We start from the raw sequence: 11,877 nt of genomic DNA on the forward strand, positions 1-11,877 counted from the left end.
ATGGATAAGAGTGGCAACACAAACATCGGCTCGGAAGTATGCAATGGTCGAAACAGTTAACAAAACACAACATACACAATGTCGCTTTTTATGCTCGTCGAGTAGCATAGTTCCAATAGACAAGTTATTGGAGAATAAAGTGTCACTATACGATATAGAGCATGCGACAAGATTGTTGATGGGTTGGCAAAGCCGAGATAAGGATGCCAGTCAGGAGCTTTTCCATCATGTTTATGACGATATTAAAGCCGTTATCGCCAACTTGATGCGTACCCAACGCCCGACCGATACATTGTTGCGTGAAAGCTCGGTCACTGAATTGGCGAATGAGTCAATTGTTAAGCTTCATCGCTGGCGTCATGATGAGACACCGATGGAAAGCCGCCGAGATTTTTTTGAATATGTCAGGGTGTCAGTTTGGCATCTTTTGTTTGGTAAACCCCATCATTGCCTCGACAAGGTTTCGACTTCCGAGCAATTACTTGAACAAGTTCAAGAGGCGATCCCTGCTGAGTTTTCCAGCCAGCATGAGTTAAATCGCGATCTCTATATCGCGTTAGAAGAGATGCGCAGTCGTTATCCAAGACAATTTGAAGTATTTGAACTCAAGCATTTTTCAACGGCATCGATTACTGAAATCGCCGATTTGAAAGGGGTATCGAAACGCACCGTCGACAATGATTTGAAATTTGCCCAAGTCTGGCTGCAGAAAAAACTAAGTTAATGATATGGATGATTCTTTAGACGCAACGGAACTCTACATTGAACTCTTGGAGTTAGATGAGCAAGCGAGGCGAGAGCGCTTGGCACAAATTGCTCAAATCGATCTCGAGATCGCTAATGATCTCGCCGAGATGTTAGAGATAAAACTCGATGAAGATGAGCAAGAGAGCGGGTTAAGCTCATTTGTTCAGTTTGCGTCTCAGGGAGCGGACTTAACTGGCTGTTCTGCCATGGGCTTTACCATCGTTAATCCGTTATCTGAATCAGGCGGGATGGGGCGCATCTACCTTGGTGAGCAAATTGTCAAAGGCAGTGAAGGACAGAGCACAACGCATCAAGCGGCGATCAAAGTCCTACGACGTGATGTGATTAGCGCGAAAAATATTGAGAAATATTTTTTTCGTGAAGCGTCGAGTTTGATAGACCTTGATCACCCGAATATCTGTCGCGTGTATGGTTTTGACAATATCGAAGGCAGCGCGTGTATTGTGATGGAATACATCCAAGGTACGACGTTGGAAGCGTGGTTAGAGACACTGCCGAGCCAAACTGCCCGCTTGGAAGTGTTGCATCAACTTTGCCAAGCTCTGAAATATGCCCATGCACAGCATATCTTTCATGGTGATCTTAAGCCGCAAAATATCATGATAACACCCGAGCAAAAGCTCAAATTAATCGACTTAGGACTGGCTAAGCGCATTGAACAATCGCACTTGTCGTCAGGTGAGCTGAGTTATATTCAAGGCTACTCGGAAAAGTGGTCGTCACCGGAGCAAAAGCAAGGTCGTTGGAGCTATTCCCAGTCTGATGTCTATTCGATGGGGCTGATTATTCAAACCCTATTTGCTGACGTGATACTGCGACGAACTACTGAGGCAGAATTTGCCGCTATTATCGCTAAAGCAACCGCCGCCAAACCTCAACAACGTTATTTCTCCGCTGCGGAGCTTTATCTTGATATTACCCGCTCGCTCAATCATTTCCCGGTAGATGTCTATCGAACAGACGCTTTTTATCGAGTGGGCAAACAACTGCGTCGTCATCCTTGGCGCTTTGGTAGTGTGGCTTTGACGCTGTGTAGCGTGGCAGTTTTTGTCGCTTTAACACTCAAACATAATAGTGAACTGCAGCGAAAGCAGCGCTCGAGTGAACAAGTTATCGCGCAAATGGAGAAAACGCTGAGCAACAACTTACCTTCGCTGAGCTATTACTATCAGGCGCAAAGTGTTGACTCGCTATATCAATATGCGGCAAAAAACTGGCTGTTAGGTGAAAGTGAGTTGGAGCTTGATGCCAAATACCAAACAGGGATAGGTCTGATTTCAGGACTGTTTGATACCCAACAGATTGATCTTGCTGAAGAGTTGCTTGCTCGCCTTGAAAATGACAGCTGGGATTACAAGCAGCAACTAAGTATTGATCGCTGGGCATTTCGCATAGCAGGCGCCCAATACTTACATACCAACTACGCGCTCGGGGGCAGTATGGCTGTCGAGCAGGAATGGCTGAAAAATCCCCATCTGATTGAAGCGGTAGATTACAACCAAGATAAGCTTGCTGACTATTTTTCTCTTATCGACGTCAGCAAGCGACTGTCATTTGACGAATTGCTGACCGCTTTTTATGCACTTGGCGTGATTCGTCCTTACTCGCTGGATGAACAACAAGCACGTTATACAAAACTGCAACAGCTACTGCTCGATAACCTCAAACAGGATGAATGGCGCACTCTGTCTGCCAGCCAGCAAATAGAGTTACTTGCGCTTTATTCAAGCTATACCGCTAACAATTCAATTTTGAATCACTTGGCTGCGCAGGATTATCTAAAACCGTTGCCCGCTGAAATTGATGGGGAGTTAACGCGCCTGTTGGCTCAGCGCGATCAATACTCACTGAGTGAGTTGTCGCAAATCAGGTATATTGCGACGCGCTCTAAGGATGAACAAGTGGTGCTAGCGCGCAGTGAGATTGAGCAACTGCTGACCTCGCAAACCGACCGAAAACCGACCGAGTTTTTGACGATGGCGAAAACTGCCTCGATGGTTTTAACCAGTTTCGATTATCGTGAAAATCAGCAGTTGATACAGCAATATCAAGCGGATCTTATCGAACAATTTACCGGTCATTCTGCCGGTATGCTGGAAGCGGTGAACAAGCAAATGATGAATGCACTTGAGCTAGGCATGGTGACCAAGGCGCAAGAACTCAGCTTACTAAGCGTACATCCCAGCGTGAGCCAAAATCCACAGTACAACCAAAGTGGATTGTTGCAATCCGAGATATTGATTGCACTTTACCAACGAGATATGCCGCCCATTGCCGATTTTGCTGAGCAATTTATGCAATTCGAACAGCGTAGGTTTCAGTACTACCTTGATTATGTTGGTGAAGTGAGTGAAACAATAAAGCGCAGCTATTTTGGCAGTGAATACCCACTGATGCTGGCGGCAAGCAACAAAGATTGGTCCGGCATGGATAAGATCGCCAAACAGCAGCAGCTTAGTTCTTTTGGCTGGCGAGCATTTATCAGCTATTTGTATCAAATCGGTGGGCAACCCGAACGTGCGATGGCGATATTGGGCGATGTTGCTTCATGGCATGACTTTACGGACACGCCGATGTGGCTTGCAGAAGATGTCAAAAATGAGGTGATATTCCTCTATGGGCGTAAGAAGCCAGGCGCTGCAAGTGAGGCTTTGTCATCACTCAAACGATATGCAGAAATTGAGCAGTATGAACAGCAGACGGATAGCTACCATGCAGCGAAAAACTATCTGTTTCAATATGGCTTAGCGCTGCGTAGCCGCAGTGATATTAATGAGATTAATAGGCTCAAAGACTGGCTCCAATCTTCCACAGGGTTATCTGAATTACCAGCGTCTTATCAAAGTTATTATCAAAAGCTTCTGTCATTAGATGAATAAAGTTTTGCGTGTTTTTTTTGAATAAACGTACATCGTTATTACCGCGCGCTTAACCTAAATTGTCCCTTAACAGCCCGAGCGCAGTTCGCGTAGTGGGTAACAATCACGTATGAGAGATAGCTCAACAAACAGTCAGAATGGCTGTGTAATTAACAGAAATATTAATTAACGGCTAATCAACTGAGAGCAGAGTAAACGCTAATTCGTTTGGAATCTCCATAATGAGTTTTTTATAAAAAGGGACCCCTCATGCAAATGACGCAAATCAAATACCCGCTTCTTTCGCTTTTGTCTGCTTGCACCATGCTTGTTTCATCACCTGGTTATGCCTTTTGGGGATCGAGTCTGCCAAGTGAATCTGAAATAGAACAATCCCTGCAACAAGAACTTGCTTTCCATCGTGGTTGGAAAGTCGTCGATGTCGAGGTTGGTAAAGAGATGCCAGTCGATAAAGATTGGCTCGTTTTGCATAAGTTGGGTCAGGCTTTAGGTGCTGAGAACAGTGAAATCAAACAGTATCGTTTGGACATTGAAGTGGAGTATGTGGGGCAAGAGGATTTATTAACGACGGTTGGTCAGGTCGATGGTAAGACTTATCTCACCCCGGTGATTCAAAAGGGAGACAGTCATACATTCAATGGCGGGCTGGTATTTGTTGATTTCAAAGACTCTGATGATGAGTTTGGTACCATCTTTAACACCAAACCATTTAGCAGCGCGAGCAAGACGGACCAGCAAGCACGCAAGGCAATGAGCTCTTTCTCTGAGTTAGTCAAACATGGGGATTTGGATGATGTGGTTGATGTAGCAACCAAGGCTATTGAGCGTGATAACGCATTACTTGAAAAAGTAAAAGCTGACCTTGCGATTTTAGACCCTGAGATGCAGCAATTTCAAACGCGCCAAAACGAGTTAAAACAAGAGAAAAAACAAGCTTTCAACGATCTAACCGCGAGACTTGATGCTGAAAAGCAAGCCTTCTATGACAAAGAGAAAGCGGCGTATCGCTTGGCCTTAGATAACAATAAGCAGAGTTATGACGCGCAGCGTACACAGTTGAGCGAACAGAAAAAAGCGCTTAAAGCGCAAGTTTATGCGCTAGAGAAAGAGCAAAAGGATCATATTAGAGGCTTGATCAATGAAGATAAGGAGCAAGTCAAACAGCAATTGGCAGCGCTTAAAGCTCAGTATAAAGAGCTAAAAGCAGAAGCGTCGGCGCAGAAGAAAGCCCAATCTGCTGATCTAAAAGCGCAAGAGAAGGCAATACTCGCTGATAAAAAACAGTCGTTAGACAGTGATGCATATAAAGTGGCTCGTGCAGAGATTAAAGAAGACTTCAAGCAGCGTCGAAATGACGTAAACGCGAACTACAAAGCTGCAGTGGCTGACTACCAAACACAAGAAAAAGCACAGTCAAGCGAAATGAAAGATGCTAGCAAGCAAAAGCAGCAACAAATTAAAGACGCAAGCTACCCACAGTTTGAACAGGCGATTGCACAAGCACAGACTGATATTGAAGTGAATGAGCAGAGTTATAAGCAGCTACGCCAAGGCGAGAAGGATCAAGCTAAGCAGATCACCGAGCAATATCGTACTTTGGAATCCGATTTCAAGGCTGCCCAGATAAAAGCCAAGAAAGATCTGGAAGCAAATTTTGAAACCAAACAAGCGGCTTTAAATAGTCAGTGGTCAATCAAGAAAGATATAGTTCAGCAGTTAACTAAAAAACAGCGTAAGTTAACAAGCCAAGTTAGAGACGCTGAGAGAGCGCGTAGCCGCGCGCAAAAGATCGAACAATCTTCTTAATTCCTTCCTAGATAGAAGCCAGTGTGACTGGCTTCTTTTTTATCACTAATCCAAACGCTTACCTTCAGAGCAACATGTTGAGATCATTTGATGTTCTTGCATTATGAATCTTACTCGGTGGATGCAAGTTGAAGCGGTGGAAAAATATGAAAAATAGCCTTATTGGCTCGAGAAATTACGTGGCTAGTAAAAGTGTCATCTTTATCTGACAAAACCTGCCAAATTCTGATAGTTAAATGTGAGATTGTTCAAATAGTGTCACAAAAAGTTCATCATAAAAAAATTGTTAATTCGCCCAATTTTCATATTATTGTAATTAAGATGTCATATTAAGTGAGGTGGTTATGAGAGAACAAGAAATGATACAACCTTCCAATTTTGGAGTGATTAGCCGTACTTGCATTTTTTCGCTGGCAGGTATTGTAAGTGTGTTTTTTTTCGTACAACACTTAGTATAGTCAAGCCTTACCAAGTGTGTGGGTACTAACTCGTAACGCGATTTTTCTAGTGCCCACATATTATTTTTGTCAGTCACACCTCTATTCTTTTCTAGTCAATCTATTCTCTATCTCTTGCGACCAACGATAGTTTTGCTCGAATTGTTACGCTTAGCTACGCAAAATCTCTCACCGCCCGATGAAATTTTAGTCATCAAGAAAATGCTCTATCGCTACTTTTCAGTCGTGAGTTTGTTATTAACTTCGCTTTGCCTGATAAAGCTGCTTTAACTTGGTTAAAAAAGCAAAATCGGTGTTCAAATTGAACGACCTAAAGCTAGATTAATTGCTCTCAGAACTAGCTGGCTTAGCCGTTGATTATCGTGAGTAAAAATTGGGGGAAAGTGACCCAATTGCCCAATTTTGATGGGTGGATTTCCACCCATCTTTATTTTGAGTTCGGTGATGAATTGGATAGGGACGATACTTAGAATGTTCTAACTATCTGTAAAACAATAAATTTACATTTATTTAACTAAATTGGCGCGCTTATTGCCCTTAGTTAAGCATCAACACCCAGTGATGGGGTTGTCCACTTAACAAGGAGAATAATAATGTTTAAGCCTTTGACCCTACTATCTGTATCTGTTCTGGCAGCAACAAGCTTTAATGCGATGGCAGCTTGTGATCCTGGTGAGACAGTGATCAAATTCAGCCACGTAACCAACACAGATAAACACCCGAAAGGCATTGCCGCTTCGCTACTGGAACAGCGGGTAAACGATGAGATGAATGGTCAAGTCTGTATGCAGGTTTTCCCAAACTCAACGCTATACGATGATAATAAAGTTTTGGAAGCGCTACTGAACGGCGACGTGCAACTTGCTGCCCCTTCTCTATCAAAGTTTGAAAAGTTCACGAAAAAGTACCGTATCTTTGACTTGCCATTCCTATTTGAAGATGTTGACGCGGTTGACCGTTTCCAAAACTCAGAATCGGGTGAGAAGCTGAAAAATGCGATGAACCGCCGTGGTCTACAAGGTCTGGCATTCTGGCATAACGGCATGAAGCAGATGTCGGCAAACAAGCCATTACTGACGCCTCAAGATGCAGAAGGTTTGAAATTCCGTGTTCAAGCATCCGACGTATTGGTGGCGCAGTTTGAGCAGCTAGGCGCAAACCCTCAGAAGATGTCATTTAAAGAAGTGTACGGTGGTCTGCAAACGAAAGTTATTGATGGTCAAGAGAACACATGGTCAAACATCTACGGTAAGAAGTTCTTCGAAGTTCAAGACGGTATCACTGAAACCAACCACGGCATTCTTGATTATCTAGTCGTAACTTCAACGGATTTCTGGAAAGGTTTACCAGATGATCAACGCAAGCAGCTAAACACGATTATTCAAGAAGTGACGGCGACACGTAACGCTGAATCTACTAAGGTAAATAACCAAAACAAAGCCAACATCATCGAAGCGGGTGGTGTGGTGCGTACTTTAACGCCTGAGCAGCGTCAGCAGTGGGTTACGGCACTTCAACCTGTTTGGAATAAGTTTGAGAAAGACATTGGCTCTGATCTTATCCAAGCCGCTCTAGATTCTAATAAATAATCACCGGTGAACACTGGGTAAATTTTAGGTCCTTTATATCCAAGTAGTCTTATTCCCCCTTTTTTGAGATTGCTTGGGTATTTCGGGAGAAGGACCTGTTTTCTTTTTTCTCTTTCAGGGAAACAATTTTAGAAGCGAATAACTATGGAACAGTCATTTTTTACCAAAGTCGGACGGGTAACTGACGCCATTGAAGAGTCCTTGATTGCCTTTTTCCTCGGCGCAATGACTTTGCTGACGTTTGCTAACGTCATTTCACGTTACGTGTTTAACGACAACATACTTTGGGCATTGGAGCTCACCGTGTTTATGTTTGCTTGGATGGTGCTCGTCGGTGCCTCTTATGGGGTCAAAAAGCACTTTCATATCGGTGTCGATGTGATCATCAACATGGCGCCAGAGAAGCTACGTAAAATCTACGCCTTGCTGGCAGCAGCCTGCTGTTTAGCTTTTTCTACCTTGCTACTGATTGGTTCGTGGAACTACTGGTTCCCATTTGTTACTGACCGAGCTTGGTATGAAACTGACGATATTCCAATGCCAGAAATGCTGCAATTTCTAGCGGATTGGCTCAACGAAGGCGAGCGTTATGAAAAGATGCCGCGCTTTATTCCTTATATGGCTCTACCAATTGGCATGGCACTGCTGACCTTCCGTTTTGCACAGGTGACTTGGTACATCGCAACCAACAAACAAGATCGTTTGATTGCAGGTCATGAAGCTGAGGAAGATTTAGAAGCACTGAAAGCAGAGCTGGCAGATGCCGGTGATGCGATGGATACAAAAAATAATAAAAGCGACAAGGAGAGCTAGGTAATGGATATTTTGTTGCTATTCGTTATGGTGGTTGGCTTTATGCTCATTGGCGTGCCAATCGCTGTCTCGCTGGGCTTATCCAGTATGCTATTTTTGATGATGCATTCAGATGCGTCATTGGCTTCGGTCGCTCAGACACTCTTTAATGCCTTTGCTGGGCACTACACTCTACTGGCGATCCCGTTCTTTATTCTTGCTTCAAGCTTTATGTCGACCGGCGGTGTGGCAAAACGCATTATCCGTTTTGCGATTGCAATGGTTGGCTGGTTCCGTGGTGGTCTTGCTATGGCTTCGGTTGTGGCATGTATGATGTTCGCCGCCTTGTCTGGCTCATCACCAGCGACTGTGGTTGCGATTGGTAGTATCGTTATCGCCGGTATGGTACGTAATGGTTACTCAAAAGAGTTTGCTTCAGGTGTGATTTGTAACGCAGGTACTTTGGGGATTTTGATCCCGCCATCAATCGTAATGGTGGTATATGCTGCAGCAACGGACGTCTCGGTTGGGCGTATGTTCCTTGGCGGCGTGATTCCAGGCTTACTTGCTGGTGTGATGTTGATGATCGCTATTTACATTGCAGCACGCGTTAAGAATCTACCTAAGCAGCCATTTGTTGGCTGGGGCGAGATGTTTGCTGCAGCAAAAGATGCCAGTTGGGGTCTGTTGCTGGTGGTTATTATTCTTGGTGGTATTTACGGTGGTGTATTTACGCCGACTGAGGCGGCAGCCGTTGCGGCAGTTTACTCGTTCTTTATCGCCAACTTTGTCTACAAAGACATGGGACCATTTGCTGATAAGCAAAACACCAAGCCAGCGATTGTGAAAATCTTCCAAGCCTTTGTACACAAAGATACTAAGCATACCTTGTATGAGGCAGGTAAGCTGACAATTATGCTGCTGTTCATCATTGCTAACGCCTTGATCCTAAAGCATGTGCTTACCGAAGAACGCATCCCGCAAATGATCACTGAATCGATGCTATCGGCGGGTCTAGGACCGATTACCTTCCTTATCGTAGTTAACGTGCTGCTGCTTATCGGCGGTCAGTTTATGGAGCCATCAGGTCTTCTGATCATTGTCGCACCGCTGGTTTTCCCAATTGCGATTGCGCTTGGTATCGACCCAATTCACCTGGGTATCATGATGGTGGTGAATATGGAGATAGGCATGATAACCCCGCCGGTTGGGCTCAACTTGTTTGTGACCGCTGGGGTGGCGAAGATGTCGATGATGCAGGTGGTCAAAGCGGCGCTGCCGTGGGTTGGCGTAATGTTCCTCTTCCTCATCATAGTCACATATGTGCCTTGGGTATCCACGTGGTTACCAACCACCTTGATGGGACCAGAAATTATTACCAAGTAATTTCGCGATAGGTGAGGGGATTAAATCTCCTCATCTATCGTTTTTGAATTAGAGTTTCGCAGGTCTTTCCCCGAGCGCCTTTCATAAAATCGCCACTTTGCTTGGCGATTTTTTCTTCTTTCTGCACCAGAACGTGAATCTGCTTGGTAAACACCATCGATCAGAGTGGTATCGCTGATGACTTTTATCTTGGTTTTTTCACCCATAGACCAACTCCTTAGTTTTGATTTCAGTATGGATGAAATACTCACCTATTGCCAAGGAGTTAAAATACATGCTTTTAGATAAGTGATCGTATTAAGTCGGTACTTTCCGTCATTGGGCTATAACAACAGGGTGCCCTTTGTCGGGATGAGGAATGATTGAAACTTTGTGTTGGTAAACCCGCTCAATAATATCGGCTTTCAGCGCCTCTTTAGGGCAGGCATCTACCACGATGTGTCCCTGGTTTAAGATAAGGATTCGGTCGGTGTATTGCGCCGCTAAGTTGAGGTCATGAAGCACCGCGACAACGGATGCTCCTTGGCGTGCGAGCGCTTGTCCAAGAGCTAAAGTGGAGTGCTGGTGGTGCAGGTCGAGTGCTGACGTTGGTTCGTCAAGCAATAGGATGCGGTTATTGTTACTCTGCTCAAGTTGAGTTAATACCCGAGCGAGATGTACTCGTTGTCTTTCACCGCCCGACAGAGTGGGGTAATAGCGAGTAGCTAAGTGCTTCACGTCACATGACTCCATATTGCGTTCAACGATATTAGCAAGTTGCAGTTGAGTCATGCTTAGCCCAATCCCTCCGAGTTCAACGACTTCTTGTGCGGTGAAATTAAAAGAGAGAGAACTGCTTTGAGGTAGTACACCGAGATGTCGAGAGAGCATTGCGGGCTCCCATAATTGGCGCTCCTTGCCATAAACTTTTACCTTACCTTGGTAGTTAACCTCGTCCGTCATAGCTTTGAGCAAGGTACTTTTTCCTGTGCCATTGGGGCCAAGTAAAGCGGTAAATTGACCGCGCTGTAGCGTGAAATTTGCATTTTCGATGATGCTTTTATGCCCAAGTTTCACCGATAAGTTACTTACATCAATAAGGTTATTATCGGTAAAGTTGCAAATAGCCGTTGCAGTATTGTGTTTGTGCTTAGTAAGGAGAGACAACATTACACACGCCCTCTTTGTTTGATTAATAACCACAGGAAGAAAGGTGTGCCAATCAGAGCAGTAACGATCCCAACAGGCATATCGAGCGGGGCAACGATAGTTCTAGCAAGCATATCAGCAACAAGCAATAGCAACGCACCAAGCAGCATACTAACCGGAAGTAGAGACTTGTAGTTTGGACCTATCATCATTCGAGCTAAATGCGGAACAATCAACCCAACAAACCCAATGATCCCCGCTAATGCTACCGTGATGCCCACGCCTGCAGCGGTCAAAACAATCAAGCGACGTTTTACGTTTTGCACGTTGATACCCATATGTCGAGCTTCTGCTTCGCCAAGTAACATCGCATTCAGTTTGTCGGCATCATGCAGATAGGTAACGAACAAAATCGCTAAAGTCGCAAAGGCTAAATAGAGCGTCTGAATATTAGCTCCAGCCAGAGAACCCATTGTCCATAATGAAAGATCGCGTAGTGCTTGGTCGTCAGCAAAATAATTCAACAAGCCTAATCCAGCATTGGCAGCTGCGGAGATTGCGATACCGGCAAGCAACATCATAGTGACAGAGGTGCCCGTTTGGTCTGTCCCTAACCGATAAACAATGAAGGTGACCAAGACCCCGCCCAAACAAGCAAAAAGTGGCACCGTCCCCATGAGCATCAGCAGCGGATAGGTTGCCGCAAGCCCGCCAAACAGCACAATTGCAACTGCAGCGCCAAGTGATGCGCCAGATGAGACGCCAATAATTCCTGGATCAGCGAGTGGATTGCGGAAAAGCCCTTGTAGAACTGCACCTGCCAAAGCCAGTATTCCGCCAATCGCAATCGCGAGTAAGGTACGAGGGATTCGCACTTGTTGAACGATCATGGTTATGTGACCCGGCAGCTCACCACTGTCATATGGGATAAGGGACTTAATACTGTCTACTAAGCTAATGTCCATTGGTCCGACAGTGATTGAGGTGACCGTCGCCAGATATAGGGCAATCGCTGAAATAATACAGAGCGTTTTCGCTGGCAGCATTCTGGAGATGTTCATAGTGACTGGC

The 11,877-nt window shown here is 44.9% G+C and carries 9 protein-coding genes; 6 read left to right on the plus strand and 3 right to left on the minus strand.

What is annotated here, in order from left to right; translation table 11 throughout:
• Positions 1-139 precede the first annotated feature (139 nt).
• From DPF93_RS08510 to DPF93_RS08535, 6 genes are all read left to right on the plus strand, one after another.
• A complete protein-coding gene (locus DPF93_RS08510; protein WP_164675341.1) occupies positions 140-724 on the plus strand; it encodes an ECF-type sigma factor in 585 nt (194 codons plus the stop codon).
• 4 nt (positions 725-728) lie between these two features.
• The gene (locus DPF93_RS08515; protein ID WP_114765783.1) at positions 729-3,647 is read left to right on the plus strand and encodes a serine/threonine-protein kinase; all 2,919 of its coding nucleotides are present in this window, start codon (positions 729-731) and stop codon (positions 3,645-3,647) included.
• A 249-nt stretch (positions 3,648-3,896) separates the two neighbouring features.
• Positions 3,897-5,453: a hypothetical protein gene (locus DPF93_RS08520; RefSeq protein WP_114765784.1), complete on the plus strand. Its 1,557-nt coding sequence runs from the start codon at positions 3,897-3,899 to the stop codon at positions 5,451-5,453.
• A gap of 1,051 nt (positions 5,454-6,504) precedes the next feature.
• The gene (locus DPF93_RS08525; protein WP_114765785.1) at positions 6,505-7,500 is read left to right on the plus strand and encodes a TRAP transporter substrate-binding protein; all 996 of its coding nucleotides are present in this window, start codon (positions 6,505-6,507) and stop codon (positions 7,498-7,500) included.
• 144 nt (positions 7,501-7,644) lie between these two features.
• Positions 7,645-8,313, plus strand: coding sequence for a TRAP transporter small permease (locus tag DPF93_RS08530; RefSeq protein WP_114765786.1), 669 nt, complete (start codon positions 7,645-7,647; stop codon positions 8,311-8,313).
• 3 nt (positions 8,314-8,316) lie between these two features.
• A complete protein-coding gene (locus tag DPF93_RS08535) occupies positions 8,317-9,678 on the plus strand; it encodes a TRAP transporter large permease (RefSeq protein ID WP_114765787.1) in 1,362 nt (453 codons plus the stop codon).
• Between the two features lie 20 nt (positions 9,679-9,698).
• Here DPF93_RS08535 and DPF93_RS08540 read toward each other — a convergent pair whose 3' ends face one another.
• The 3 genes from DPF93_RS08540 to DPF93_RS08550 all read right to left on the minus strand — a co-directional run bounded on the left by DPF93_RS08540 (position 9,699) and on the right by DPF93_RS08550 (position 11,867).
• On the minus strand, positions 9,699-9,884 hold the full coding sequence (locus DPF93_RS08540; RefSeq protein ID WP_114765788.1) for a hypothetical protein: 186 nt from the start codon (positions 9,882-9,884) through the stop codon (positions 9,699-9,701).
• Between the two features lie 109 nt (positions 9,885-9,993).
• Positions 9,994-10,827 carry a heme ABC transporter ATP-binding protein gene (locus DPF93_RS08545; protein WP_114765789.1) on the minus strand — a complete coding sequence of 278 codons (834 nt, stop codon included), beginning with the start codon at positions 10,825-10,827 and terminating at the stop codon, positions 9,994-9,996.
• Positions 10,827-11,867: a FecCD family ABC transporter permease gene (locus DPF93_RS08550; RefSeq protein WP_114765790.1), complete on the minus strand. Its 1,041-nt coding sequence runs from the start codon at positions 11,865-11,867 to the stop codon at positions 10,827-10,829. Before DPF93_RS08550 ends, DPF93_RS08545 begins: the two co-directional genes overlap by 1 nt.
• Positions 11,868-11,877 lie beyond the last annotated feature (10 nt).

It is taken from the genome of Vibrio rhodolitus, from assembly GCF_003350325.1.
Classification (GTDB): domain Bacteria; phylum Pseudomonadota; class Gammaproteobacteria; order Enterobacterales; family Vibrionaceae; genus Vibrio; species Vibrio rhodolitus.